Genomic DNA, 25,379 nt, shown 5'->3' on the forward strand with positions numbered 1-25,379 from the left:
ACGGGCCCGGGCTTCGATATTGCCGGCATGCCGGTTCCCCGGCCGGGCCTTCCGCCCGGCGGGGAGGCGGACCGGAGCAAACATCACCGAGAGCGCCACCCGCCGCGGCGGACAAGACGCTCCTCCATGAAAGACGAGGCCAGCACCGGCCGGCCAGCGCCGACCGGGCGGGACCAACCAGAGGAGAAGTGTCGTGAAGGGATTGAGAGAACTTCTGTGCGGCGCTGCGCTCGCCGCCGGTCTTTGGACCTCCGCCGCCGCCGCGGAGACGCTGCGCGTGCTGGCCTGGGAAGGCTATGCCGACGCGGACTGGGTGAAGGAGTTCACCCAGGAGACCGGCATCGATGTCGACGTGGTCTTCATCGGCTCGGACGACGAGATCTGGGCCAAGATCAAGGGCAGCGAAGGCAAGGACTTCGACGTGATGGCCGTCAACACGGCCCAGCTGCAGCGCTATATCGACGCCAGCCTGGTGACGCCCTGGGACCTGAAGGACATTCCGAACCAGCAGCAGGTGCTGCCGCGCTTCCGCGATCTCAGCAAGATCAAGGGCGAGACCCGCGACGGCAAGGTCTACGGCATCCCGTTCGCGTTCGATTCCATCGGCCTGATCTACGACGTCGACAAGGTGAAGCCGGCCCCGACCTCGATGGCCGTGCTGTGGGACCCGCAATACAAGGGCAAGGTGCTGGCCTATGACAACGGCGAGCACAACGTTTCCTTCACCGCGCTCGTGCTCGGCATCAAGGATCCGTTCCACCTGACGCCGGAGCAGCTCGACCAGGTGAAGGCCAAGCTGATCGAGCTGAAGGGCAACGTGCTGTCGTTCTACACGACCGCCGACGAGGCCCAGCAGATCTTCCAGAACAACGACGTCGCGCTGGTGTGGGCCAATTACGGCCAGCAGCAGCTCAAGGCGCTGCAGAAGGCCGGCGCCCACGTCGCCTACATCAACCCCTCCGAGGGCGCGCTCTCCTGGCTCGACAACTGGGCGATGACCAGCGGCGTGCAGGACAAGGCAGCCGCCGAGAAGTGGGTGAACTTCCTGCTGCAGAAGAAGATCGGCCAGCAGCTCACCGAGCGCACCGGCTTCGGCAACACCGTGGTGCCGAGCGGCAGCGCCCGGGAAAGCGACACGCTGGTGTGGCTCGACGCCGTCGAGGACCCGCTGAAGCGCTCCGACATCTGGAACGAGGTGAAGGCGGCCCCCTGACCGCCAGAAGACGGCAACCGGCGGGCCGACCCGGCCCGCCCGGACAGCCAAGCGGCGGGCCGATCCGGCCTGCCCGGACAGCCAAGCGGCGGGCCGATCCGGCCTGCCCGGACAGCCAAGCGGCGGGCCGATCCGGCCCGCGACCCGGCCGCGTGTCGACCGGGATCGAGGAGCGGCGCATGATGGTTCCCGCCCGGACGGTTGGTCCGGGCGGCCCGCCGCTCTCGCCCCACGTCGTTCGAGGGACCCCATGGCCGATCCCGGCGTTCTCCTGACTCTGCGCTCCGTGACCAAGTCCTACGGCACGGTTCCGATCCTGCACGGCGTCGATCTCGACGTGCGCGACGGCGAGTTCATCACCATTCTCGGGCCGTCCGGCTCGGGCAAGACCACGATCCTGCGCCTGATCGGCGGCTTCACCTCGCCCTCCGGCGGCGAGATCAGGCTGGAGGGACAGGACATCACGGCGATGCCGATCAACCGGCGGCCGTTCAACACCGTGTTCCAGGACTACGCGCTGTTTCCGCATCTGAGCGTGGAGGCGAACGTCGCCTACGGGCTCGCCGTGCGCGGCACGCCGCGTGCCGAGGTGGCGCGGCGCGTGGCCGACGCGCTGGAACTCGTCAGCCTCGGGCCGTTCGGCAAGCGCTACCCGGCGCAGCTTTCCGGCGGCCAGCGCCAGCGGGTGGCGCTCGCCCGCGCCATCGTCTGCCGGCCGCGTCTGATCCTGCTCGACGAGCCGCTCGCCGCGCTCGACGTGGCGCTGCGCCACCAGATGCAGGCGTTCCTGAAATCCGTGCAGGCGGAGATCCGCACCACCTTCCTGTTCGTGACCCACGACCAGGAGGAGGCCATCGCCATGGCCGACCGCATCTGCGTGATGAATGCCGGCCGCATCCAGCAGATCGGCTCGCCCCACGAGGTTTATTACCGGCCGAGCTGCGAGTTCGTCGCCACCTTCTTCGGCGACAACAACCTCATCGCCGGCACGCTCGGCCCAGCGAGCGGCAGCCGGCGCGCCATCGAGACGAGCCTCGGCACGATCCTGTGTTCCATCGAGGGCCAGCCGGAACTCGCCGCCGCGCCGGCCGGGGCCCGCGCCTTCGCCACCTGCCGGCCGGAGGCGATGGCGATCGGCCCCGCCGCCGTGCGCGATCCGGCGCATGAGAACGCCATCGCCGCCACCATCGACCAGGTGGCGTTCGGCGGCGCCTCCACCATGGCGTTCGCCACGGCGGCCGGCGACCGGGCGATCTCGCTGCGCGCCCGGCTGCAGAGCCGTCCGGAAGGCACCCCGCTCGGGGCGGGCGACGCGGTGACGCTGTCGTTCCGCGCCGACGACTGCCGGCTGGTTCCGGCATGAGCGCGCGGGACGCCCTCGCCGGCCGGCCCCGCGCCGCCGCCTGGCTCGCGACCGCCGCGGCCTATGTGGTGCCGCTCGGCTTCATCCTCGCGCCGATGGCGCTGTTCCTGACCTACAGCTTCTTCAGCGTCGACCACGGCGACATCGTGTTTTCGCCGACGCTCGCGAACTATGTGCGCTTCTTCACCGACCCGGTGTTCCAGCCGATCTTCTGGCGCACCTGCCTTCTGTGCCTGTCGGTGGCGGTGCTGTGCGTGGCGTTCGCCTATCCGGTGGCGCTGTTCCTGACCGGGCTCAAGGGCCGCAACCGCCATGTGGTTCTGGTGCTGCTGCTGGTGCCGCTGCTGATGAGCTACGTCATCAAGATCTACGCGGTGCGCAGCATCCTCGGCGGCAACGGCCTGCTGAACCGCACGCTGATGGCGCTCGGCATCATCAGCGAGCCGTCGATGCTGTTCGTGTTCAACCTCAACGCCGTGCTGTTGACGCTGACGGTGCTTCTGATCCCGTTCGCGATCCTGCCGATCTTCCTGTCCCTGGAAAATATTCCCAAGGCGCTCCGGCACGCCTCCGCCGATCTCGGCGCCAGCGACCTGCAGACCTTTCTGCGGGTGACGCTGCCGCTCAGCCTGCCCGGGGTGGCGAGCGCCATGAGCTTCGTGTTCGTGCTGGCGATCGGCGACTTCCTCACCCCGCAGATGGTGGGCGGCCAGTCGGGCTTCACCTTCGGGCGGATCATCTACAGCCAGTTCGGAACCGCCTTCAACTGGCCGTTCGGCGCCGCGCTCTCCGTCATCCTGGCGGCGGCGGTGATCTGCGCCATCGCGCTCGGCGGCTGGGCGGGAACCCGGAGGCAGACGCAATGACGGCCCCGACGACGGCGCCTGCGCCCTCCCCTATCCCTTCCCCAGCTCCCGCCCCTGCCGTCGCCCGCGCCCGGCGCGTGAAGGAAAGCCCGATGAAGCGGGCGGGCACGATCCTGCTCGTCGCGGTCACGGCGCTGGTGTTCGCCCTGCTCTACGGCCCGCTGCTGGTGCCGATCGTGTCGTCGTTCTTCACCGTCAGCCACGGCGCGGTGGACTGGGCGCAGCCGACGGCGAGCGCCTATGCCGCGCTGACCCGCAACGAAAGCGTGCTTTCCGCGCTGAGGACGACGCTGATCGTCGGCGCCTCGGCGGTGGTGCTGTCGGTCGCGATCGCGACCGGGCTCGCGCTTTATGTCGCCTCGCCCGAGGCGAAGGGCCGGCGGTTCCTGCAGTTCGTGATCTTCCTGCCGTTCCTGATGCCGCCGATCATCACCGGCCTCGCGCTGCTGATCTTCTTCCGGGAGATCGATTTCGAGCGCTCGATCCTGACCGTCATCATCGGCCACACCGTGTTCGTGCTGGCGCTGGTCTACCGCACCATCCTGGTGCGGCTGCAATCGCTGAGCGGCAGTCTGGTGGAGGCCTCCTACGATCTCGGCGCCAGCCGGTGGCAGACCTTCCGCCTCGTGCTTCTGCCGAACCTGACCGGGGCGATGGCCGGCGGAGCGATCCTGGCGTTCGCGCTGTCGTTCGACGAGACCATGATCACGCTGCTCGTCACCGGCACCCAGAGCACGCTGCCGGTGCGGCTGTGGGCGATGATGCGCCTCGGCTTCACGCCGGACATCAACGCGCTGGTGACGCTGGTGCTGCTGTTCACCACCGCGCTCTGCCTGGTGGCGGTGCGCTTCGTCGCGCCGGCCCATGCCGCCTCAGGCGGCGACGAGTGAGGTCACCGCATCGGGCGGCGACGAGTGAGGAAACCGCGCCAAGACGGCGCTCAAGGGGAGGAACGGTCATGACGGCCGATATCGACTTCAAGGCCCTCAAGGCCGTGCTCTATTCGGCGGTGCTGTCGGACGTGCTCGACAGCTTCGGCCGGGCGGATCAGGCGATGCGCCCGTTCGTGCGTCCGCTCGACGAGGACAAGGTGCTGTTCGGCCGCGCCCGCACCGGGCTCTATGCCAACGTCTACGGCATCACCGAGGGCCGCAACCCCTACGAGGTCGAGATCGCGCTGGTCGACGATCTCGTCGAGGACGACATCGTGGTGCTCGCCTGCGACGGCCCGACCACGCGCATCGCGCCGTGGGGCGAATTGCTCACCACCGCCGCGCGCTGCCGCGGGGCTGGCGGCTGCGTCACCGACGGGCTGGTGCGCGACGTGCGCCACATCCGCCGGCTGGGCTTTCCGGTGTTCCACGGCGGCATCGGCCCGCTCGACACCAAGGGCCGCGCCGAGATGACGGCGCGCGACGTGCCGGTGGAATGCGGCGGCGTCCGCGTCGAGCCGGGCGACCTCGTGTTCGGCGACGTCGACGGCGTCGTCGTCATCCCGCACGCCCTCGCCGGCGAGGTGATCGCGGCGGCGCTGGACAAGATCAACGGCGAGAACAGGAGCCGCGAGCACCTCGAACAGGGCATGCTGCTCGGCGAGGTCTATGCGCGCTACGGCATCCTGTAGAGCGGTCTCCGATCTGATGGAAACATCAAGTCTACAAGGAATCGCTCCAGATTCAAAGCCTTGAGCATATCCCTGTCGTTCAGATCTGAACGGGGTATGCTCTGGGGCGGGCTGTCGGATCGCCCCGGCTGTCAGTTCGTGCCGCCGGCCGGGACGACCGCGAGGCTGTCGAGGGCAAGCGGCAGCGGAACGGGCTCGGCGGCGGACCGCACCATCGGGCCGGCATCGAGCACCGCGAGACGCGGCGGCGCCGGCATCGCCGCGACGCAGACCGCGATGTGGTGGCCGTTGCCGAACGCGCCGTGCCACGCCAGCCACGGGGTCTCGCCGCCGATCCAGCGCGCGGCGGGCGGCGAAAAACCGATCTCCACGTCCTGCGGCGGAATAAGAAATCCCCGGCCGGCGGCCTTGAGGATGCTTTCCTTGAGCGTCCACAGCGTGAAGAACCGTGCGAGGCGATCCGCTTCAGCGAGCGCGTCGAACGCCGCCAGTTCAACCGGGGTGCAGAACGTCGCCGCGACGGCAGAGGTCGCGGCATCGGCCACGACCGCTTCGGCATCGACGCCGACATCCCGGCCCGTGGCGACCGCGACGGCGACGAGGCCGGCCGTGTGTGTCAGGCTGAAGGAAGGCGTGCCTTCCGCAGCGATGCCTTCCGCAGCGATGCCTGCCGCTCCGGCGTCGGAGCCCGGCGCGTACAAGGGCGGGACAGGCCGGTCCGGCGGGGAATCCGCGACGATCCCGGGCTTGCCGAAGGGACCGGCCGCGAAGCGCCAGGATGCCGGAGCGACGGATGGGCGGTGCCGGCTCAGCGCCAGGCGCAGAAGCCCGTGGGCCGCGACGAAGCCCGCCCGCGCATCCGTATCGCGCAGGCGCGCCGCCCGGTCCGTCTCGGTGCTGTCGAGAAGCGCCGCCAGCCGCGCCATGTCGCCCGGCGTGAGCCCGGCCGTCGGCAGGAGATAGAGATCGATGCAGTCGCTCGGCATCATCGGCGACGCTCCCGGCGCGGCGGTCGGCAGGCGCTATCGAGGGCCGGCATTGGCGGCCGCCGTCAGGCCGTTCCGCTCCGCACCACATCCTCGGGCGGCAGCGAGATGCGGCAGATCACGCCCGCGGGGTCGAACGTGAGGTCGGCCTTGCCGTGGGGGGAATATTGCAGGCTGCGGCTGATCACGGTGCGGCCGAAGCCGCGCCGGGTGGGCGGGGAGACGGCAGGTCCGCCGGTCTCGCGCCATTCCATCACGAACGGAGCGCCGTCGCCCTCGCGCGGCAGCGCGTTCAGCGACACGACGCCGGTGCCGTTCGACAGCGCGCCGTATTTCACCGCGTTGGTGGTCAGCTCGTGCAGGATGAGCCCGAGCGCCACGGCCGCGCGCGGCACGATGGCGACGTCGAGCCCCTCGGACACGACGCGGCCGGCGCCCTTCTCGATATAGGGCGCGAGTTCGGCCGCGAGCAGGTCCTCGAGCTGGAGGTCGTTCCACGAGCGCGTCGCAAGCAGGTTGTGGGTCGCGGACAGGGCCTGAAGCCGGCCGGAGAACGCCACCTGATAGCCTTCGAGGGTGTCCTCGGAGGACAGCGTGCGACTGCTGATCGACTGCACCAACGCAAGCGTGTTCTTCACGCGGTGGTCGAGCTCGGCCATCAGCAGCAATTGCTGGCGCTCGGCCGCCTTGCGCTGGGACAGGTCGACCATGGTGATGACGCAGCCGCTGATCATGTCGCCGGCAACGCGCAGCGGCGCGATGCTGACGAGATAGTCCTTCACCGCCGGGGCCTCGGGCGCGACCGCCTCGATGCCCTGGAGCGGGGTGCCCGCGAGCGCCATGGCGATGAAATCGTCGCTCTGCATCAGCCCGGTGGCGCCGGGAAACACCAGCGGCACGACCTCGGCGAACGGGCGGCCGATCAGCGGGCCGTCGTGCACCACGCGGGCCGCCGCGTTGGCGTGGGTGATGACGCCGTCGCGGTCGCAGACGAGCACCGCCTCGTTGGCGGAGGCGATGACCGCGCGGGCGGCGCGCTCGCTCTGTTCCGCCGCTTCGACCAGCACCCGCTCGGTGATGTCGGTGAAGGTGACGGCATAGCCGGAAACGGCACCGATGCGCATCGGCGCGACGGTGATGTCGAAATGGCTGTCCGATGTCTCGCCGGTGAAGCGGACATTGATTTCCTGCCGCTCCATCACCGGCGAACCGAGCAGCGCGTCGAAGCGCGCGGCGTTCACCGGGTCGAGCACGTCGCTGAACCGCGCACCCTGCAAGGCCTCGAACGGGACCCGCAGGAGTTTCGCGATCTTGTGGGTCGCGTAGAGCACGTGTCCGGTGCGGTCGAGCGCGACGGCGCCGGGGTCCATCGCTTCCATGAAGTCGCGATAGCCGGCCTCACCCTCGATCGTGAAGATCTCGTCGGCGTCCTGGCCGCGCACCACGAGCGCGTCGACCTCGCCCAGACGGATGGCCGTCAGGGTTTCCTCCGCCTCGGCGAGACGGCGCTGGAGTTCCGCAATCAGCTCGTCGCGAGGATCGGCCACGGTCGTCATTCGTCACCGATCTTGAGGTGGACCAGCACCTTCTGCTCGTCCGACAGGTCGCCGATGATCTTGCGGATGGGGACCGGGAGTTCGCGCACCAGCGTGGGGATCGCGACGATGCTGTGCTCCTTGGCCAGATGCGGGCTCTTCTTGAGATCCACCACCTCGATTTCGTACTGCCCCGGCGCCTTCTCGGCACAGATCCGCTCAAGGTTCGCGATCGCCGTCAGAGACTTGGGCGTCTGGCCGGCCACATAAAGGATGAGTTTCCGGCGCTTGCCCGGTTCCTCGGTCATCGTCTCACCAACCATTCTCGTCCCGGGAAACGTCACGCGCGGCGACTTTTCTTCATTTCGGCGATATCGGCACGCGCCTGGAGAAGGAAGTCCTCCTCGGCTTTCAGAAACGCCTGCATTTCCAGTTCATCTGCTTCGAGTTCGGCCTTCAGCGCTTCCATCTGAGCGGCGGCCCGCCGGCGGCGCTGGTCGATCTGACGTTGCAGTCGCGACACCTCCGCCTTTCTACGCACTTCTTCACGGCGACTCCGAGCTTCTTCCTGTTTGCGTACGGAACCGGTCAATGCGCCGCTCTCGCCGAGATAGGGCGGGATGAGCTTGATGCCGTGCTCGGTCATGACGAATTCGCGCACCTGATTGGAATGCGGCATGCCGCGCGCCTTCAGGAGATAGAGTTCGCGGTTGAATTCGCCGCCGACCTCCCGGTTGAGCAGCAGGATCCACGCATCCATCAGCGACGACAGGCCGGCGTCCGTCGCCACCGCGCCTTCCTGCTGATGGGAAAGATGGGTGAAGACGCCGGTCACGCCGCGGCTCTTGAGGAAATCGACCACCCGCAGCAGCATCGACTGCACCTCGAAGCGGTCGCCGCTTTCGATGAAGGCCGAAATCGGGTCGAGCACGACGGTGGTCGGCTCGAACCGCTGGATCTCGCGCAGCATGACCGCGAGGTGCATTTCGAGGCTGTAGAAGGTGGGGCGGACCGCGACGAACCGCAGGCGGTCCTCCTCCAGCCAGCGGCCGAGATCGATCCCGAGCGAGCGCATGTTGCGGACGGCCTGGTTCGCGGATTCCTCGAACGAGAAATAGATCGCCTTCTCGCCGCGCGCGCAGGCCGCATCGACGAAGCTCGCCCCCACGGAGGATTTGCCCGTGCCGGCGACGCCCGACAGGAGAATGGACGTTCCGCGGTGGAAACCGCCCCCGCTCAGCATCGCATCGAGATCGGGGATCCCGGTCGAGACGCGCTCCTCGGAAGCCTTGTGATTGAGGCCGAGGGACGAGACGGGAAGCACGCTGAACCCTTCCTCGTCGATGAGGAACGGGTATTCGTTGGTGCCGTGCGCCGTGCCGCGATATTTCACGATGCGCATGCGCCGCGTGGAGATCTGGTTCTGGACGCGATGGTCGAGCAGGATCACGCAGTCGGAGACATATTCCTCCAGCCCCTGGCGGGTCAGGGCGCCGTCGCCCCGCTCGCCCGTGATCACCGTCGTCAGCCCCTTTTCCTTCAGCCAGTCGAACAGGCGGCGGATTTCCGCGCGCAGGATGGCGAGGTTGGAGAAGGCCGAGAACAGGCTCTCGATGGTGTCCAGCACCACGCGCTTCGCCCCGACGGTTTCGATGGCGAGTTCAAGCCGCAGGAACAATCCCTCGAGGTCGTAGTCGCCCGCTTCGGCGAGTTCGGCCGGGTCGACCGCGATGTGCTCGAACGCGATCCGCCCCTCCTCCACCAGCTTGTCGAGGCCGAAGCCGAGGGAGGCGACATTGTCGACGATGTCGGCCGGCCGCTCCTCGAATGTCACGAACACGCCGGGCTCGTCGTAGAGCCGCGCCCCGTTGATCAGGAACGTGGAGGCGAACAGCGTCTTGCCGCAACCGGCCGAACCACAGACGAGGGTCGGCCGGCCATCGGGCAGGCCGCCGAGCGTCAGGTCATCGAAGCCGGAAATACCGGTGAGCGATTTGGAGATGCCAGTTGGCGCCATGGATCACGCAAGAGAGGGCTGGATTTACGAGCGGCGGTTGATATGGATCAAATGCAGCAACAACTGGGCGTACTCGCGCAAAACACACGAAATACTCCAGAAGCAACCGGATTGAAGGCTATGCTGCGGGTACCCGACGCGCCGGCCGCCGTGCTTTCGACACGAAAGGCCCAATTGGCGGACTGGTTCGGAAGAACAAGGGGCGCGTGGAGATTCCATCGTCGCCCTCGATACATTAGGGTGCGACTCGTTGCTGTTCAAGCGGCTGCCACCGCACGAAATGAACGGCCGATTTCAGACCGTTTCAGTCCGGGGGCTCGACGGCCGCCGCCGGGTCGGCCGCGCCGTGCAAGATCCGGCGAAGGTCACCGGAAGTTCTGATGCCGCTTCCGCAGGTGTGTCGACAGCATTCGTCGTCAGGGCGCATCGTTGTTGAAGCGCAGCTCATTGAGGCGCTGCTTCATGCGGGCGAAGCGCTTGCGATGGGCATCGTCGCGCCGCAGCGCCACCGCGGTCGACAGCACGTCCACGACCGCGAGCGCCGCGATGCGGGAGATGGTCGGGGTGTAGATGTTGGTGTTGTCGAGGGTCTCGACCTTCAGGACGATGTCGCAATAGAGCGCGAGCGGGGCGTCCGCCCCCGTCATGCCGATCACCGTGGCGCCGGTCTCGCGCGCCGTGCGCGCCACCTCGATGATGGAGCGGGTGCGGCCGGTGTTGGAGATCACCACCGCGACCTGGCCGGGCTTCATCATCGAGGCTGCCATGATCTGCTGGTGGGAATCGATCTGCGCCCCGCAGGAGATGCCGAACAGCGGGAATTTCTGCTGGGCGTCGGCCGCCACGATGCCGGAAGCGCCGTGGCCGAAGAACTCGATGTGGCCGGCCTTGAGGATCGCCTCCACCGCGGCCTCCAGCGGGCCGGGTTCGAGGTGGTGGCGCGCCCAATCCAGGCTGGTGATGGTGTAGTCGAAGATCTTCTCCACCACTTCCGACAGGGTATCGGAGCCCGACAGCACCGAATGGGTGGCGGGCGTGCCGAGCGCGAGGCTCTGGGCGAGGCGCAGCTTGAAATCCTGGAAGCCCTGACAGCCGATGGCGGCGCAGAACCGGATCACCGTCGGCTGGCTGACCTCGGCGATCTCGGCGGTCTCGGCGACCGTGGCGTTGAGGATGCGGCGGGGGTCGGCCAGCACCACATCGGCGACCTTGCGGTCGGACCGGCGCAGACTGTCCCGCAGCGTGCGCACCACTTCCAGCACGTTTTCCGACGGTCCGCGCGCCGGGGTCGTGACGTCACGGCTGCTCATCCTGCCTTCGCTCCGGGTGCGACGGGGCGGCATCGGTTCGCCGTCGTCGCGAACGGGGCCGGCCGGGGCCACGTCGAGTGTCCCGCCCGATGCTGTAACGCGCTTCGTGGAAAAGGCAAATCGTCCGCTGCCAGCGGTTCGCGGCATTTCAGGGCCGGGCCGTGAGGACGAGGTCGCGATCGGTGCGCGCACGGAGGAGCCGCAGCGGGCCGGCCGTGGCGGCGAGGGCGTCGATGTCGGCGGGATCGGCGGTGTTGAAATCGAACAGGCCGTAATGATGGGCGACGACCGCCGGGACGCCCGCCGCGGCGCCGAGAGCGACAGATTCCGCCAGCGTGAGATTGCCGGGCACGCCGGCTGCGAGGAGGCCCGCCGAGCGGCCGTTGACCGGCAGGAGCGCGATATCCGGCGCGAGCGCCCTCACCTCCTCCGCCTGTCCCTCGAACGGCACGGTGTCGCCGGAATGGAACACGCGGACCCCCTCCATCTCGATCAGGTAGCCGAGGAAGCGGTGACAGCCGTCGGCGTCGCGCTCCAGGGCCTCGTGGGCCGCGCGGGCGGCGGTGATCCGGACGCCCGCGACCGGCTCGGCCGTCTCGCCGGCATCGAGGAGGACGAGGCGGTCCTCAAGGGTGCCGGTGCGCGTCATGGCTTCGGCGCGCGCGGCGCGGGGTACCACGAAGCGCAGATCCGGATGGCGCGCCGCGAGCGGGCGGAGCGTGCCGGGGTCCATGTGGTCGGTGTGCTGGTGGGTGGAGAGCACGAGGTCGACCGCGCCGAGCCCGGCGATGTCGACCGGCGGCGGCATCATGCGGATGTGGGGCCGCGCCGAGCCGCGATATTTCTCTGCGAGCGAGTCCGACAGGTAGGGGTCGATCACCACCGTGCGACGGGCGCTGCGGAGCACGAAGCCCGCCTGCCCCAGCCAGTGCAGCGCGATCCCGGCGGCGGGCGGCCGGGCGAGGCGGGCGGCGAGCGGCCCGGCGGCCGCGACGACGGCGAGATCAGCGGGCATGGGGTGCGGGCTGGACGTCGGGCTGGGCTGCGGGATGGGCGCCGGCCGCGGAGAGGCTTTCGAGGAGGTTGGTGACGGCGAGATCCGTCGCCCGCTCCACGCTCTCGTCGGTGAAGGCGCCGATGTGGCTGGTGGCGATCACGCGGGGGTGACCTGCGAGGGACAGCGCCCGGGGCGGCTCTTCGGGGAACACGTCGGTGGCGTAGGCGGCGACCTTGCCGCGATCGAGGGCGGCCAGCATCGCCGGTTCGTCGATGAGCCCGGCGCGGGCGGTGTTGATGAGGAAGACGCCGGGCCGCATCCGGGCGATCTCCGCCTCGCCGATCAGGGCGCGGCCGTCGCGCGGCGGCGGGCAGTGCAGCGTGACGACCTGCGCGCGGTCGAGCACCCCGTGGAGACCGGCATAGGAGAAGCGATCGGGCGGCAGGCCGAGATCGGGCTCCATCGGATCGAACGCGATCACCCGCGCGCCGAGCGCGGTGACGAGGCGGGCGACCTCGCGCCCGATGGCGCCGCAGCCGACGATGCCGATCTCGCGGCCGCGGATCTCGCCGCCGCGAAAGCGGGGCCAGCCGCCGGCCTTGATGCCCGCATTGGCGAGCGGGATGTGGCGCAGGCAGGCGAACATCAGCCCGAGCGCCAGTTCCGCCACCCCGGCGGCGTTGGCGCCATCGGCGGTGCGCACCACGATGCCGCGCTCGGCGATGACGTCCATCGGCAGATTGTCGACGCCGACGCCGTTGCGGCTGATGGCGCGCAACTGCGTCGAAGCGCGGATCACCGCAGGGGACACCGGCTCGACGCCGGCGAGCCAGCCGACGCAGGTCGGCACCAGACGGGCGAGCTCGTGTTCGTCGGGCTGCCGGCCGGGAGTGGAGCAGACCACCTCGAAACCCGCCTCGCCGAGCCTTTCGAGCGCGGGATGGCCGGACGCGGTGAGCGAGCGGGGCGTGACGAGGACGCGGGGAGCGGAACCGGGCATCGGGGCCTCCTCAGCGCCTGGAGACGTCGGCGGCGATGCGGCAGATCTCGTCGAACCGCGGGCCGCTCGTGGGAATCGCCACGTCGAACACCTCGGCGATCACCTGGGTCCAGCCGTGGATGAAGTAGGTCCAGCCGTCCTCGATCTGCAGGCGGCGCGAGGCCTGCTGCGCCCGCGCCTGGTCGAGGAAGACGAGGTCGCCGCGATAGTTCAGGTCCCAGACGATGCCGTCCTCGGGGAAGATCGCCGCATCAGTGAGCGGAGACCCCGGCGCGTCCTTGCCGAGGCCGGTGGCGTTGATGACGAGCGAGCCGGGCTTCAAGCCGGCCGTGACGGCGTCGTTCGCCGCGGGCGTCGGCGCCAGCACATAGTCCACCGGGATCGGCGAGCCGAGTTCGCGGTGGATGCGGGCGATCTCCTCGAGGCGCTCGGGGCTGCGGTTGGAGACGACGATGCGGGAGGGCGCGTCGGCGGCGCGCTCGGGGCGCATCATGTGCCAGGTGAGCGCGATGGTGGAGCCGCCGGCCCCCATCGAGAACAGTTCGCCGCCGGTGCGGGCGAAATGGCCGGCGGGGATGAACCCGTCGAGCGCGAGCCCCGAGGAGATCGGGTCCTTGGCATGGCAGACGAGCCGGCCGTCGCGCTTCGACAGGCAACTGGTCTCGCCCATGAAGGCGGCGTGGGGATCGACCACGTCGAACAGGTCGCGGCAGGCCTTGTAGAGGTCGATCTTGTGGGTGGTCACCAGCGCGCCGAGGGACAGCGGATCGGCCTTGATGAATTCCACGGCGGCGCGATAGGCGGCCGGATCGGCGTGGAGCGGGAAGTCCATGCCGGCGATCACCGCGTCGCCGAGGCCGAGAGTGTCGGCCCAGGCGGGGAACACCTTCATGATCGAGCTTTTGCCCGTGGTCACGCCGATGAAATAGAAGGTCGGCCGGGTGGCGGGGGTGAAGGTCGCGATCATCGGCCACGGGCCTCGATCAGGGCGCACGCCTTGTCGACGGCGGCGCGGGCGTTGCGGGTGATGTCGGCGAAGCGGCCCTCGCGGATGTCCGATGTGCGGGCGATCCAGGTGCCGCCGACGGCGACGACGGCCTTGAGCGCCAGCCACTCGCCCATGTTGTCGAGCGTGACGCCGCCGGTCGGAACGAAGCGCACGCCGAGATGGGCGAAGGGCGCGGCGATGGAGTCGAGCGCCTTCGGCCCGCCGATGGTGCCGGCCGGGAAGAACTTGACGACGCGCACGCCCTTGCCCGTCGCGAGCGACAGGTCGCTCGGCGTCATCACGCCGGGCGCGAAGGGAAGGCCGGCTTCGATGGCGGCGTCGACCACGGCCGGATCGTAGCCCGGGGCGAGGCCGAAGCGGGCGCCGCTGGCGCGGGCGGCGGCGAGGGACGCGGTGTCGAGCACGGTGCCCGCGCCGACGACGAGGTCCGGCCGCGCCTCGGCGAGGCGGGCGATGACGTCGGCAGCGGCGGCGGTGCGGAACGTGATCTCGGCGATCGGCAGGCCGCCTTCGAGCAGCGCGTCGGCGAGCGGCACGGCATCGGCGGCCGATTCGATGGCGATGACCGGCACGACACCGATTGCGGCGATGGTTTCGAACGGATGGGTCATGGGGACATCCTTGGTGGCCATCCCTTTTGGGATGCTTGGTAGCATTCTTGGCCTTGAAGCCCGGGAAGGGGCATGTGCGGCCGCGGCGTTGCGGCCGGCGCGGTCTCAGGCCGCCATCAGCGCGGCGATCTCGACGGCGCTGCGCGGGCGGTAATCGGCATTGTCGCGGGCGACCCAGCCGCCGGCGCCATCGTCGAAGATGCGGGTCTTCATGCCGCCGGAACGGGCGATGATGTCGTAGTCCTGACCGGAATCGGCCGGGTAGGCGAACATCATCACGAAGTCCTCGGTGCCGGTGTTGACCGAGCGGTGGATCCAGCGCGGCGGCACGTAGCAGATGGTCTGCGGGCCGACCTCGACGATGCGGGTGTCGCCCGCGGGCGATTCCATCAGCATCAGGCCGTGGCCCGCCTGGCCGTAATAGACCTCCGGCCGGTCGGCGCGGGCGTGGATGTGGCCGCGCGTGAGAAAATATTCCTCCCCGACCTTGCCCGGGCTCATGCGGGTGAGCCCGAAGATCATGTCGCCGGGGTTCTCGCTCGGGCGGAAGTCGCCGACTTCGTAGACCACCTCGTCGCCGCGCAGGGCGGCGAGGGCGGCAAAGGCGGTCTCGTCCAGATAGAGCCCGGCGAGGTCGGCAAGGCGCTTCCGATAGGCGCCGGTGCCGCCAGCCATGCGGCCGGCCGCGACATCGACCTGGCAGCGCGCGGGTTCGATCAGGGGCATGTCACTCTCCTTGGCAGTCTGTAATTTCACTACTGAATGGGAAACCAAAGAACAAGTGGTAAGCGGTCAATTCAGCGAATGAGGGCGTTAATGCGGGGATTTTGTGCATTGCAGCGTCGAATCCCGTTGACGAGTGTCGCGTATCGGTAATATCGCTACATAAATCCGAGGGCGAAAGACCCTCGTCACGCTGCAACCCCCGGGAGGAATCCGACCATGCCGACCACGCGTTCCCGCAGCCTCGTGAAGGGCTGCCTGCTCGCCGCCACCCTGCTCGGCGCCTCTGCCGGCGTCGCCCGCGCCGCCGACTGCGTCGTCGGCATCTCGATGTTCACGCTGGCCGCGCCCTATTATGCCGCCCAGCTTCAGGCCGCGTCCGAGGAAGCCAAGAAGCTCGGCTGCGAGGTCACGACCGCCGACGGCCAGAACGACATGGCCAAGCAGATCGGCGACGTGGAGGACATGGTCTCGCGCGGCGTCAACGTGCTCGTCATCGACCCGCGCGATCCGGAAGGCCTGGTGCCCGCCGTCAACGCGGCCGCCGCGGACGGCGTCAAGGTCGTGGTGATCGACAGCGCGCTCAGCCAGAAGGCCAACTACGTCACGCTGGTGCAGTCCTCCAACGACGCCAACGGCAAGCTCGTCGGCGAGTGGCTGGCGAACGAAATGAAGGGCAAGCCGATGAAGATCGCCCTGATCTCGGGCGACAAGGGCAACGTGGTCGGCGAGGAGCGCCGCCTCGGCGTCATCCGCGGCCTCGTCGAGGGCCAGCTTCGCCAGGACGGCTCGGCGGACGTCGAGATCGTCGGCCAGGGCTGGGGCGGCTGGACCCACGAAGGCGGCCTGAAGGCGATGGAAGACCTGCTGACCGCCCATCCGGACGTGAACGTGGTGCTGGGCGAGAACGATTCCATGGTGCTCGGCGCCGCCAAGGCGCTGGAGCAGGCCGGCAAGACCGACGTTCTGCTGGTCGCCGCCGCCGACGGCCAGAAGGAAGCCTATGCCATGATCAAGGAAGGCAAGTACGGCGCCACCGGCCTCAACAACCCGACCGAGATCGGCCGCCTCGGCGTCGAGTACGGCGTGAAGGCGCTGCGCGGCGAGCTGCCGGCCGGCTTCCCGAAGATCTCCTATACCGATCCGGCGGTGATCACGAAGGCGAACGTCGACACGTTCTACAAGCCCGACTCGCTGTTCTGACCGTCCCTCAAGGTCATGCCGCGGCGGTGGCTCCGGCCCGCCGCCGCGGCTTCATCCGGCCATTCCGCGCCGACCGGCGCGCGGGGTGACCGGCTCTATTCCTGAGGTCCGATTCCTGTGGCCGATTTCTCAGGGTCCCGGGCGGAGGCGACAGACATGACGGCACTGGTTGAACTGCGCGCCATCGCCAAGTCCTTCGGCGGCGTGCACGCGCTGCGCGGCGCCGACCTCACGGTCATGCCCGGAGAGGTCCATGCGCTGCTCGGCGAGAACGGCGCCGGCAAGTCGACGCTGATGCGCGTGCTCGGCGGCGAGTTCCAGCCGACGAGCGGCGAGGTGCTGGTCGGCGGCGAGCCGGTGGTGTTCCGCCGGCCGCGCGAGGCCATTGCCCGCGGCATCACCGTCATCCACCAGGAGATGGCGCTGGCGCCCGACCTGTCCGTCGCCGAGAACATCTTCCTCAAGGACCTTCCCGCCGGCATTTCGTGGCGGGCGCTCAAGGCGCGCGCCCGGGCGCTGATCGAGCGCCTCGGGTTCGACATCGATCCCGGTGCCATCGTCGGCGACCTTGCGGTGGCCCACCAGCAGGTGGTGGAGATCGCCAAGGCGCTGTCGCGCGATGCGAAGGTGATCGTGTTCGACGAGCCGACCGCCGTGCTCGCCGCCCGCGACGCCGACCGGCTGCTGGAGATCATCGCCGATCTGCGCCGCGACGGCGTCGGCGTGGTCTACATCTCCCACCGCCTGGAGGAGGTGTTCCGCATCGCCGACCGCATGACGGTGATGAAGGACGGCCAGGTGGTCGGCGTGGTGACGCCGGCCGAATGCAGCCTCGACGAGGTCATCCGCCTGATGGTCGGCCGGCCGCTCAACGCGCTGTTCGCCGCGCGCGGCGGCCGCCGGACCGGGGACGAGGTGCTGCGGGTCGAGAAGCTCAATGCCGGACGGCGCGTCCGCGATGTCAGCTTCTCGGTGCGCGCCGGCGAGGTGGTCGGTCTCGGCGGCCTCGTCGGGTCCGGCCGCACCGAGGTCGCCCGGCTGATCTTCGGCGCCGACCGCCGCGACGGCGGGCAGATCTTCCTCGACGGCAAGCCGGTCTCGATCCACAAGCCCGGCGACGCGGTCGCGGCCGGGATCGGCCTGGTGCCCGAGGACCGCAAGGGCCAGGGCATCATCCTCGACCTGCCGATCCGCGTGAACGCCACCATGGCCAAGATGGCGCCGGTGACGAACCCGTTCGGCTTCATCCGCCAGGCCGCGGAGCGCAGCGTCGTCGACCGGCTGGCGAAGGCGCTGCGCCTCAAGGCGTCCAGCATCGATGCGCCGGTCTCCAGCCTCTCCGGCGGCAACCAGCAGAAGGTGGTGCTGGCGAAGTGGTTCCACGTCGGCGGACGCGTCGTGATCCTCGACGAGCCGACACGCGGCGTCGATGTCGGCGCCAAGGCGGAGATCTACGCCCTGATCAATCAACTCGCCGAAGGCGGCTGCGCGGTGATCGTCATCTCATCGGAACACCAGGAACTGTTCGGCCTGTGCGACCGGGTGCTGGTGATGGGCGAAGGCGAGATCCGCGGCGAACTGATGCCGGACGCCTTCAGCGAAGAAAATCTCCTGTCCGTCGCGATCTCGGGCGCCCGGACGGCGGCGGACCGGAGCCCGACAGCCGCAAGACCCAAGGTGATCGCCCCATGAGCGCTGTTTCAGCGGATGCCCGCAGCCCGAAAGCCCGGATCAACCTCACCGAGGCGTTCCGCCGCTACGGCACCTTCCTCATCTTCGTGCTGCTCGTGGTGGTGGCGAGCTACCAGTCGCCGGCATTCCTGACCGAACGCAACATCATGAACGTGCTGCGGCAGGTTTCCGGCACCGGGATCATGGCGGTGGGTATGCTGTTCGTGATCCTGACGCGCGGCATCGACCTTTCGGTCGGCTCGGTCGCGGCGCTGGGCAGCGTGCTGTCGGCGATCTTCATCGCCCAGTGGGCGCCGGGCGCGGCGTTGCCGCTGGTGGTGCTGGCGGGCGCGGCCTGCGGTGCGGTCGCGGGCTTCCTCGTCGCCTATGTGCGGCTGCAGGCCTTCGTGATGACGCTGGCGATGATGACGGTCGCCCGCGGCCTCGCGCTCATCATCTCCAAGGGCCAGCCGGTGATGGTGGGCGACGCGGGGTCGGTGCTGACGCGGTTCGGCTCCGGCTTCGTGCTGGGCGTGCCGATGCCGGTGATCCTGATGCTCGCGGTGTTCGCGGTGGCGGGGATCGTGCTCGGCTTCACCCGGTTCGGCCGGCTGGTGAAGGCGATCGGCTCCAACGAGGAGGCGGTGCGGCTTTCGGGTATCGCGGTGCCGCGCTATGTGATGGCGGTCTATGTCATCTCCGGTGCGCTCGCCGCCGTCGCGGGCATCATCTCCACCTCGCGCTCGGGGGTCGGCTCGGCGACGGTCGGCGTCGGCGCGGAACTCGACGTGATCGCCGCCGTCGTCATCGGCGGGGCGAGCCTGATGGGCGGACGTGGCGGGGTGGTCAACACCTTCCTCGGCGTGCTCGTGCTCGGCGTGATCGGCAACATCATGAACCTCGCCAACGTGCCGGGTTATCATCAGCAGGTGTTCATGGGCGTGATCATCGTCGTCGCCATGCTGCTGCAGAACGGCACCGCCTGGCTGCGCCGCTGACGACGAGACGTCGCTGACAACGAGACGCCGCTGACAAAGAGACTGGGAACCGGGCGCCCGCCGAACGAGGCGCCCCTGCCGCGGAGCCTGAAATGACCCATCCCGCGTCTTGCGACCTCACGCTGGCGATCGATGTCGGCACCGGCTCGGCGCGCGCCGCCCTCGTCGACGCGGCGGGGCGGATCGTCTCCATCGCCGGGCGGGAATACGAGCAGATCGTGCCGCGCTTCGGCTGGTCGCAGCAGCGCCCGGCGGACTGGTGGGACGGCGTCGCGGGGGCGATCCGGGAGGTGCTGGACGGCAATCCGGGCGCGCGGGAGCGCATCGCCGCCATCTGCGCCTGCGGCCAGATGCACGGCACCGTGCTCATCGACGATGCCGGCAACCTGACGCGCGAGACCGTTCCGCTCTGGAACGACAAGCGCACCGTCGATCTCGTCGCCGCCTTCGAGGCGGCGAACGCGCCTGACAGCTACCTCACTGAGAGCGGCAACCCGCCGACGCCCGCCTGGGCGGCCTTCAAGCTGCAGTGGATCCGCGACACGGAACCGGAGGCGTTCGCCCGCTCGGCCACCGTGCTGGCACCCAAGGACTACATCAATTTTCGCCTGACCGGCGAGATAGCGACCGACGTCACCGAAGCCTCGTGCAATTTCCTGATGAACCCGGCGACGCGTGACTGGTCGGCGGCGATGATCGCGCGCCTCGGCCTCGATGCGCGGATGATGCCGCCGATCCGCCAGCCCGAGGCGATCCTCGGCGGCATCACGGAGGCGGCGGCGCGCGCGACCGGGCTCGCGGCGGGAACGCCGGTGCTCGTCGGCGGCGCGGACTATCCGATGGCGCTGCTGGGCTCCGGCGTGTGCCGGCCGGGGCTCGCCTCGGAGGTGCTCGGCACCTCCTGCATCATCACGCTCATCACCGGAGAGGCGGTGCTCGACCCGGAGATCTCCAACGTCGCCACCATGGAGGGCAACTGGGGTCCGTTCATGCTGCTCGAAAGCGGCGGCGACGCCATGCGCTGGGCCCGCCGCGCGCTGCACGACGGCGAGGCGGGCTACGGCGAGATCGTGGAGAAGGCGGCGCAGGCGCCGGCGGGATCCGCCGGGCTGATCTTCCTGCCCTATCTCACCGGCGAGCGCTTCGGCGCCCACCGCAATGCCCGCGCGCAGTTCTTCGGCCTCGGCGCGAGCCACGGCCTCGCCCACCTCGACCGCGCGGTGATGGAGGGTGTGGCGCTCGGCGTCGCCCGCCACATCCGCGTGCTGGAGGAGAATTCCGGCCTCAAGGTCTCGCGGGTCATCGCCTCCGGCGGCGGCGCGCGCACGCCGCTCTGGCTGAAGATCAAGGCGAGCGCCTACGGCATTCCCGTGGTCGTGCCGCAGGAGCCGGAATGCGGCGTGATCGGCTGCGCGGCGCTTGCCGCCACCGCCACCGGCCGCTTCTCCCGCGTCGAGGACGCGGCGGATGCGTTCGTGCGCTTTGCCGACGAGATCGCGCCCGATCCGCGCTGGTCCGACATCTATGCCGCGACCCAGCCGGTGTTCGACCGGCTCTACCGCCATTCGCAGGCGCTCTACGACGACCTCGACCAACTGGCCTCCCGGACGGCCGCCATCGACGCGCGCTTCGGGGAAGACGCCGCGACACCGATGGGCTGACCGCCTGCCCGGCCGGGCGGACAGCCGCGGCCGAACGACGCCTTCTTTCTCGTCAAGGATATTCATCCCATGTATATGGAAAAATTCTCGCTGGCGGGAAAGATCGCCGCCGTCACCGGCGCGGGCCGCGGCATCGGCCTCGCCATCGCCGAGGCGCTCGCGGAAGCCGGCGCGCTGGTGGTGGTGACCGACCGCGATGGGTCGCTTGCCCAAAGCGCCGCCGCCGGCCTTGTCGCGCGCGGCCACAAGGCCGAGGCCGAGGCGCTCGACGTCACCGACCGCGACGCCGTGGAGCGGCTGGCGGAGACGCTCACCGGCCGTCACGGCCGGATCGACATCCTCGTCAACAATGCCGGCATCGCCATCTCCAACCATCCGGCGGAGGCGATGTCGGACGAGGTGTGGCTGAAGGTGATCGACGTCAACCTCAACGGCGTGTTCTGGTGCTGCCGGGCGTTCGGCAGGCGCATGCTGGAGGCCGGCGGCGGCAACATCGTCAATGTCGGCTCGATGTCGGGCTTCATCGTCAACCGCCCGCAGGAGCAGGCGAACTACAACGCCTCCAAGGCCGGCGTGCACCACCTGACGCGCTCGCTCGCCGCCGAATGGGGCGCGCGGGGCGTGCGGGTCAACTCGGTCGCGCCGACCTATATCGACACCGAGATGAACGCCTACGTCTACCAGGACGCCGAGATGTACCGCCACTGGGTCGGCGGCACACCGATGAACCGGCTCGGCCGCACCGACGAGGTCGCCTCCGTGGTGCTGTTCCTCGCGAGCGAGGCGTCGAGCCTGATGACGGGTTCCATCGTGCTGGCGGATGGCGGCTATGTCTGCTGGTGAGGGCGTGATGCAGGGCATGCGCTTTCCCGGCCGCTATGTGCAGGGACCGGGGGCGCTGGCGCGGCTCGGGCGCGAGGTGGCGCCGTTCGGGCGCCGCGCGGCGTGCGTCGTCGACCGCGGGGTGTTCGACCGGCTGGCGCCGACGCTTTCTGCCGCGGCCGACGGCGCGTTCGAGCGCTTCGACCTGGTCCGCCACGGCGGCGAATGCACCCTCGACGAGATCGGCGCGCTGGCCGAGGCCGCGCGGGCGGCCGGCGCGGAGGTGATGGTCGGCGTCGGCGGCGGCAAGGCGCTCGACACCGCCAAGGCGGCGGCGCGCCGGCTCGGCATCGCCTGCGTGGTCGCGCCCACGATCGCCGCCTCGGATGCGCCATGCTCGGCGCTGTCGGTGATCTACCGTGCCGACGGCACGGTGGAGCGCGACGAGTTCCTGCCGCGCAATCCCGACCTCGTGCTGGTCGACACGGCGGTTATCGCGGCGGCGCCGTCGCGCTTCCTCGCGGCCGGCATCGGCGACGCGCTCGCCACCTGGTACGAGGCGGAGGCGTGCCGCAGGAGCGGGGCGCTCAACATGTTCCAGGTGCGCGGCCTGCCGCTCGCCTACCAGATCGCGCGGAGCTGCCGCGACGCGATCTTTGCGTTCGGCGAGGAGGCGCTGGCGGAGAACGACCGCCACGAGGCCGGGCCGGCGCTGGAGCGGGTGGTGGAGGCCAACATCCTGCTTTCCGGAATCGGGTTCGAATCCGGTGGTGTCGCCGCAGCCCACGCCATCCACCACGGCCTGAGCGAACTCGACGACGTGCACCATTGCCTCCACGGCGAGAAGGTCGCGATCGGCGTGCTCGCGCAGCTCAGGCTCGAGGGTGCGCCCGAAGCCGAGTTCGAGGAGGTGCGCGACTTCTGCCGGCGGGTACGGCTGCCGACGCGGCTTGCGGACCTCGGCATCGCCGACGCGGGCGGGGAGGTGCTGACCATCATCGCCCGGCGCGCCTGCCGCCCGGGGGAGATCGTGCACAACGAGCCGTTCCCGGTGACCGAGGCGATGGTGGTCGAGGCGCTGTCGGCCCTCATCTGATCCCATAAAACGAGCCGGACGGCCGCGTGAGCCGGCACCGGCCATCAAGGAGGAACCTGCCATGCCGGACACCCGCCTCGCCGATGCGGTCTCAAGCTTCCGCCCCGATCTCTTCGCCGGCCGCCGCGTGCTGGTCTCCGGCGCCACCAGCGGCATCGGTCTTGCCGTCGCCCGCGGGTTCGCCGCACTCGGCGGCGAGGTGATCGCCACGGGTTCGTCCGCCGCCAAGCTCGCGGCGCGCAAGGCCGATCCGGCCAATGCCGGCGTGCGGTTCGAGGCGCTCGACGTGCGCGATCCGGCGGCGATCACCGCCTTCGTCGCGGGGCTCGACCGGCTCGACGTGCTGGTGAATGCCGCCGGCATCGCCCGCCCCGACGCGGAATATGACGACGCGACCTTTCAGGAGGTGATCGACGTCAACCTGACGAGCGCGATGCGGCTCGCCATGGCGGCGCGTCCGCTGCTCGCCGCCTCGCGCGGCTCGGTCACCAGCTTCGCCTCGATGCTGAGCTACCTCGCGGACGCCTCCGTGCCGGCCTATTGCGCGAGCAAGACCGGCCTGCTCGGCCTGACGCGCGGTCTCGCCCATGCCTTCGGTGCCGAGGGCATCCGCGTCAATGCCGTGGCGCCCGGCTATCACGAGACCGACATGACCGCGCCCTTGTGGCAGACGCCGGCGAGCAATGCCGCCATCGCCAGCCGCTCGGCGCTGAAGCGGTGGGGACAGGCGGAGGATCTGGTCGGCGCGGTGCTTTTCCTCTCCTCGCCCGCCGCCGCCTTCATCACGGGTGTTTGCCTGCCGGTCGATGGCGGCTATGTCAGTGGCAACCCCACCGAAGGCTGAATCGGATCAAGAAAGGGAGCCGCCATGACGGGAGAGAACGAGGCCGGCGGCGACGCCCTCATCGCCGCGCTGGAACAGGCGCTCGGCGCGGCCGCGCTGGTGCGCGACCCCGCCGACATCGAGCGCTATTCGACCGACTGGCACCACGACTATCACGGCACGCCGCGGGCCGTGGTCCGGCCGCGCGACGCGGCGGGCGTGGCGGCGGCGGTGCGGCTGTGCTTCGAGGCCGGCGTGCCGGTGGTGCCGTTCGGCGGCAATACCGGCCTCGTCGGCGCGACGGTTCCCCAGGGCGACCGGCGCGAGGTGGTGATCGATCTCTCCCGCCTCAACGCGGTGCGCCGCGTCGACCCGGTCGGCTTCACCATGGAGGTTGAGGCGGGCTGCATCCTCGAACAGGCCAAGGCCGCCGCGGAGGCCGAGGACTGCTTCTTCCCCCTGAGCCTCGGCGCCCAGGGCAGCTGCCAGATCGGCGGCACCATCGCCACCAATGCCGGCGGCATCAATGTGCTGCGCTGGGGCATGATGCGCGACCTCGTGCTCGGCCTCGAAGTGGTGCTGCCTGACGGGCGGCTGTGGCGCGACATGAAGCAGCTGCGCAAGGACAATACCGGCTACGACCTCAAGCAGCTCTTCATCGGCGCCGAGGGCACGCTCGGCATCGTCACCGCCGCCGTGGTGAAGCTGTTTCCCCGGCCGGAGCAGGTCGAAACGGCGTTGCTGACGGTCGCCTCCCCGGCCGATGCCATGGCGCTCTACGGCATGGCCCGGCGGCGCTGCAGCGACCTGCTGTCGGCATTCGAGCTGATGACGCGGGTGTGCATCGACCTCGCCCGGGAGGCGAGCCCGTCGCTCGGCGAGCCGCTGGAGGCGCCGGCGAGCCACTATGTGCTGATGGAGCTGAGCGCCGGCGGCCCGGTCGACCTTCCCGCACTGCTGGAAGGCTTCCTCGGCGAGGCCATGGAGGCCGGGCTCGTCTCGGACGGCACCATCGCCCAGAGCCGCCAGCAGGCGCAGACGCTGTGGGCCTATCGCGAGCAGCTCGTGGAAGGCCAGGCACGGCGCGGCCACCACATGCGCTCCGACGTTTCCGTGCCGCTCGCCGATCTCGCCCGTATCTTCGAAGAGGGTCAGGCGGCCATCGCGGCGATTTCACCCGCGCTGGAGCCGGTGGCCTATGGCCATGTCGGCGACGGCAACATCCACCTAAACGCTCTTGTCCGGCAGGATCTCGACCGGGCGGAACAGGATCGGCTGCTGGCGGAAGCGGAGAAGGTGCTGTTCGATCTCGTGGATGCGGCGGACGGCAGCATCAGTGCCGAGCACGGCATCGGCATCTCCAAGCGCGCCGCCTTCGGCCAGCGCCTGCCCGCGCTCGACGGGGAGATGATGCGCGCCATCAAGGCGCTGTTCGACCCGAAGGGCATTCTCAGCCCCGGCCGCATGGTGCCGCCCGCTTAAGACCACGTCCGGGTCCGATCGAACGGTGTGAACAGGATCTGCGCCCTTTTTGCGGGGGGGGTGTCCCGTCGATGGGATGAAACCCGTTCGATCGGAACGCGCTCGGAGCGCCGGCGCGGCAGCCGATTTGAGACGCTCCACACAAGTTGTGCGATATGCGACGTGAGGTTGAAGCTCTGGCGTGACCGAGGCTTGGCCATGCGCGATTCGCGCAGCTCCGCCGCGCCGTGACGATACAGGGGGGCGGGCTTTCGGCACCCAAAGCGCCATAAAATTACGCGGCGCGTGACTGGCTGGTCATTTTCATAGATGCGCGAAAGTCGTTGCAGGGCAGCCACATGAAGCTTGCACGAAGCTTGGCCGAGGCTA

22 protein-coding genes and 1 pseudogene are annotated in these 25,379 nt (G+C 69.5%); 13 read left to right on the forward strand and 10 right to left on the reverse strand.

The features are described from left to right. Positions 1-193: 193 nt before the first annotated feature. The 5 genes from BUF17_RS16480 (at position 194) to BUF17_RS16500 (ending at position 5,066) form a co-directional block, all read left to right on the forward strand. Positions 194-1,213, forward strand: coding sequence for an ABC transporter substrate-binding protein (locus BUF17_RS16480; RefSeq protein WP_073630725.1), 1,020 nt, complete (start codon positions 194-196; stop codon positions 1,211-1,213). A 250-nt stretch (positions 1,214-1,463) separates the two neighbouring features. Continuing rightward, entirely contained in the window at positions 1,464-2,576 is a 1,113-nt protein-coding gene (locus tag BUF17_RS16485) for an ABC transporter ATP-binding protein (protein WP_073630727.1), read from the forward strand. Continuing rightward, positions 2,573-3,442 carry an ABC transporter permease gene (locus BUF17_RS16490; protein WP_073630729.1) on the forward strand — a complete coding sequence of 290 codons (870 nt, stop codon included), beginning with the start codon at positions 2,573-2,575 and terminating at the stop codon, positions 3,440-3,442. The genes BUF17_RS16485 and BUF17_RS16490 overlap by 4 nt, the downstream gene beginning before the upstream one ends. 92 nt (positions 3,443-3,534) lie before the next feature. Next, complete coding sequence (locus BUF17_RS16495) at positions 3,535-4,332, forward strand: ABC transporter permease (protein WP_073630731.1); 798 nt, start codon at positions 3,535-3,537, stop codon at positions 4,330-4,332. 68 nt (positions 4,333-4,400) lie between these two features. After that, entirely contained in the window at positions 4,401-5,066 is a 666-nt protein-coding gene (locus BUF17_RS16500; protein ID WP_073630732.1) for an RraA family protein, read from the forward strand. Positions 5,067-5,197: 131 nt separating this feature from the next. On the opposite strand, the gene BUF17_RS16505 is transcribed toward BUF17_RS16500, so the two are convergent. The 10 genes from BUF17_RS16505 to BUF17_RS16550 form a co-directional block, all read right to left on the reverse strand. Continuing rightward, positions 5,198-6,055 (reverse strand): 4'-phosphopantetheinyl transferase family protein, encoded by an 858-nt coding sequence (locus BUF17_RS16505; RefSeq protein WP_073630734.1) that lies wholly within the window; start codon positions 6,053-6,055, stop codon positions 5,198-5,200. A 62-nt stretch (positions 6,056-6,117) separates the two neighbouring features. After that, on the reverse strand, positions 6,118-7,608 hold the full coding sequence (locus BUF17_RS16510; RefSeq protein WP_139282566.1) for a sensor histidine kinase: 1,491 nt from the start codon (positions 7,606-7,608) through the stop codon (positions 6,118-6,120). Continuing rightward, positions 7,605-7,895, reverse strand: a complete 291-nt coding sequence (locus BUF17_RS16515; RefSeq protein WP_073630736.1) for a circadian clock KaiB family protein — start codon at positions 7,893-7,895, stop codon at positions 7,605-7,607. Before BUF17_RS16515 ends, BUF17_RS16510 begins: the two co-directional genes overlap by 4 nt. 32 nt (positions 7,896-7,927) lie before the next feature. After that, positions 7,928-9,604 carry a circadian clock protein KaiC gene (gene kaiC, locus BUF17_RS16520; protein ID WP_073630738.1) on the reverse strand — a complete coding sequence of 559 codons (1,677 nt, stop codon included), beginning with the start codon at positions 9,602-9,604 and terminating at the stop codon, positions 7,928-7,930. Positions 9,605-10,020: 416 nt separating this feature from the next. Next, entirely contained in the window at positions 10,021-10,914 is an 894-nt protein-coding gene (locus tag BUF17_RS16525; protein WP_073630740.1) for an SIS domain-containing protein, read from the reverse strand. A gap of 148 nt (positions 10,915-11,062) precedes the next feature. Beyond that, positions 11,063-11,929 carry an MBL fold metallo-hydrolase gene (locus BUF17_RS16530; protein ID WP_073630742.1) on the reverse strand — a complete coding sequence of 289 codons (867 nt, stop codon included), beginning with the start codon at positions 11,927-11,929 and terminating at the stop codon, positions 11,063-11,065. Further along, positions 11,919-12,911, reverse strand: coding sequence for a phosphoglycerate dehydrogenase (locus BUF17_RS16535; RefSeq protein WP_073630744.1), 993 nt, complete (start codon positions 12,909-12,911; stop codon positions 11,919-11,921). Before BUF17_RS16535 ends, BUF17_RS16530 begins: the two co-directional genes overlap by 11 nt. A gap of 10 nt (positions 12,912-12,921) precedes the next feature. Beyond that, on the reverse strand, positions 12,922-13,878 hold the full coding sequence (locus BUF17_RS16540) for a shikimate dehydrogenase family protein (RefSeq protein ID WP_073630746.1): 957 nt from the start codon (positions 13,876-13,878) through the stop codon (positions 12,922-12,924). Continuing rightward, the gene (eda, locus tag BUF17_RS16545; protein WP_073630953.1) at positions 13,875-14,531 is read right to left on the reverse strand and encodes a bifunctional 4-hydroxy-2-oxoglutarate aldolase/2-dehydro-3-deoxy-phosphogluconate aldolase; all 657 of its coding nucleotides are present in this window, start codon (positions 14,529-14,531) and stop codon (positions 13,875-13,877) included. The genes BUF17_RS16540 and eda overlap by 4 nt, the downstream gene beginning before the upstream one ends. Positions 14,532-14,636: 105 nt before the next feature. Then, positions 14,637-15,257 (reverse strand): glucose-6-phosphate isomerase, encoded by a 621-nt coding sequence (locus tag BUF17_RS16550; RefSeq protein WP_073630748.1) that lies wholly within the window; start codon positions 15,255-15,257, stop codon positions 14,637-14,639. 216 nt (positions 15,258-15,473) lie between these two features. Between BUF17_RS16550 and BUF17_RS16555 the strand changes: the two genes are divergently transcribed. From BUF17_RS16555 to BUF17_RS16590, 8 genes and pseudogenes are all read left to right on the forward strand, one after another. After that, positions 15,474-16,457 carry a sugar ABC transporter substrate-binding protein gene (locus BUF17_RS16555; protein ID WP_084564805.1) on the forward strand — a complete coding sequence of 328 codons (984 nt, stop codon included), beginning with the start codon at positions 15,474-15,476 and terminating at the stop codon, positions 16,455-16,457. Between the two features lie 156 nt (positions 16,458-16,613). After that, a complete protein-coding gene (locus tag BUF17_RS16560) occupies positions 16,614-18,149 on the forward strand; it encodes a sugar ABC transporter ATP-binding protein (RefSeq protein WP_073630750.1) in 1,536 nt (511 codons plus the stop codon). After that, entirely contained in the window at positions 18,146-19,126 is a 981-nt protein-coding gene (locus BUF17_RS16565) for an ABC transporter permease (RefSeq protein WP_073630752.1), read from the forward strand. The genes BUF17_RS16560 and BUF17_RS16565 overlap by 4 nt, the downstream gene beginning before the upstream one ends. A 92-nt stretch (positions 19,127-19,218) precedes the next feature. Next, a pseudogene (locus tag BUF17_RS16570) lies at positions 19,219-20,752 on the forward strand (xylulokinase); the annotation flags it as partial. A gap of 104 nt (positions 20,753-20,856) precedes the next feature. After that, positions 20,857-21,630 carry an SDR family NAD(P)-dependent oxidoreductase gene (locus BUF17_RS16575; protein ID WP_073630756.1) on the forward strand — a complete coding sequence of 258 codons (774 nt, stop codon included), beginning with the start codon at positions 20,857-20,859 and terminating at the stop codon, positions 21,628-21,630. Beyond that, positions 21,617-22,705: a glycerol dehydrogenase gene (locus BUF17_RS16580; protein ID WP_073630758.1), complete on the forward strand. Its 1,089-nt coding sequence runs from the start codon at positions 21,617-21,619 to the stop codon at positions 22,703-22,705. The genes BUF17_RS16575 and BUF17_RS16580 overlap by 14 nt, the downstream gene beginning before the upstream one ends. Before the next feature lie 61 nt (positions 22,706-22,766). Continuing rightward, the gene (locus tag BUF17_RS16585; protein WP_073630760.1) at positions 22,767-23,549 is read left to right on the forward strand and encodes an SDR family NAD(P)-dependent oxidoreductase; all 783 of its coding nucleotides are present in this window, start codon (positions 22,767-22,769) and stop codon (positions 23,547-23,549) included. Between the two features lie 24 nt (positions 23,550-23,573). Further along, positions 23,574-25,010, forward strand: a complete 1,437-nt coding sequence (locus BUF17_RS16590) for an FAD-binding oxidoreductase (protein ID WP_073630762.1) — start codon at positions 23,574-23,576, stop codon at positions 25,008-25,010. The last annotated feature ends 369 nt before the right edge of the window (positions 25,011-25,379 follow it).

The organism is Pseudoxanthobacter soli DSM 19599 (assembly GCF_900148505.1).
GTDB lineage: Bacteria > Pseudomonadota > Alphaproteobacteria > Rhizobiales > Segnochrobactraceae > Pseudoxanthobacter > Pseudoxanthobacter soli.

What these genes read in the sequence shown, in the direction of transcription:
- BUF17_RS16485 (WP_073630727.1), top strand. Translation starts at nt 1,464, where the DNA reads ATGGCCGATCCCGGCGTTCTCCTGACTCTGCGCTCCGTGACCAAGTCC.
- BUF17_RS16490 (WP_073630729.1), top strand. Translation starts at nt 2,573, where the DNA reads ATGAGCGCGCGGGACGCCCTCGCCGGCCGGCCCCGCGCCGCCGCCTGG.
- BUF17_RS16495 (WP_073630731.1), top strand. Translation starts at nt 3,535, where the DNA reads ATGAAGCGGGCGGGCACGATCCTGCTCGTCGCGGTCACGGCGCTGGTG.
- BUF17_RS16500 (WP_073630732.1), top strand. Translation starts at nt 4,401, where the DNA reads ATGACGGCCGATATCGACTTCAAGGCCCTCAAGGCCGTGCTCTATTCG.
- BUF17_RS16505 (WP_073630734.1), bottom strand. Translation starts at nt 6,055, where the DNA reads ATGATGCCGAGCGACTGCATCGATCTCTATCTCCTGCCGACGGCCGGG.
- BUF17_RS16510 (WP_139282566.1), bottom strand. Translation starts at nt 7,608, where the DNA reads ATGACGACCGTGGCCGATCCTCGCGACGAGCTGATTGCGGAACTCCAG.
- BUF17_RS16515 (WP_073630736.1), bottom strand. Translation starts at nt 7,895, where the DNA reads ATGACCGAGGAACCGGGCAAGCGCCGGAAACTCATCCTTTATGTGGCC.
- kaiC (WP_073630738.1), bottom strand. Translation starts at nt 9,604, where the DNA reads ATGGCGCCAACTGGCATCTCCAAATCGCTCACCGGTATTTCCGGCTTC.
- BUF17_RS16525 (WP_073630740.1), bottom strand. Translation starts at nt 10,914, where the DNA reads ATGAGCAGCCGTGACGTCACGACCCCGGCGCGCGGACCGTCGGAAAAC.
- BUF17_RS16530 (WP_073630742.1), bottom strand. Translation starts at nt 11,929, where the DNA reads ATGCCCGCTGATCTCGCCGTCGTCGCGGCCGCCGGGCCGCTCGCCGCC.
- BUF17_RS16535 (WP_073630744.1), bottom strand. Translation starts at nt 12,911, where the DNA reads ATGCCCGGTTCCGCTCCCCGCGTCCTCGTCACGCCCCGCTCGCTCACC.
- BUF17_RS16540 (WP_073630746.1), bottom strand. Translation starts at nt 13,878, where the DNA reads ATGATCGCGACCTTCACCCCCGCCACCCGGCCGACCTTCTATTTCATC.
- eda (WP_073630953.1), bottom strand. Translation starts at nt 14,531, where the DNA reads ATGACCCATCCGTTCGAAACCATCGCCGCAATCGGTGTCGTGCCGGTC.
- BUF17_RS16550 (WP_073630748.1), bottom strand. Translation starts at nt 15,257, where the DNA reads ATGCCCCTGATCGAACCCGCGCGCTGCCAGGTCGATGTCGCGGCCGGC.
- BUF17_RS16555 (WP_084564805.1), top strand. Translation starts at nt 15,474, where the DNA reads ATGCCGACCACGCGTTCCCGCAGCCTCGTGAAGGGCTGCCTGCTCGCC.
- BUF17_RS16560 (WP_073630750.1), top strand. Translation starts at nt 16,614, where the DNA reads ATGACGGCACTGGTTGAACTGCGCGCCATCGCCAAGTCCTTCGGCGGC.
- BUF17_RS16565 (WP_073630752.1), top strand. Translation starts at nt 18,146, where the DNA reads ATGAGCGCTGTTTCAGCGGATGCCCGCAGCCCGAAAGCCCGGATCAAC.
- BUF17_RS16575 (WP_073630756.1), top strand. Translation starts at nt 20,857, where the DNA reads ATGTATATGGAAAAATTCTCGCTGGCGGGAAAGATCGCCGCCGTCACC.
- BUF17_RS16580 (WP_073630758.1), top strand. Translation starts at nt 21,617, where the DNA reads ATGTCTGCTGGTGAGGGCGTGATGCAGGGCATGCGCTTTCCCGGCCGC.
- BUF17_RS16585 (WP_073630760.1), top strand. Translation starts at nt 22,767, where the DNA reads ATGCCGGACACCCGCCTCGCCGATGCGGTCTCAAGCTTCCGCCCCGAT.
- BUF17_RS16590 (WP_073630762.1), top strand. Translation starts at nt 23,574, where the DNA reads ATGACGGGAGAGAACGAGGCCGGCGGCGACGCCCTCATCGCCGCGCTG.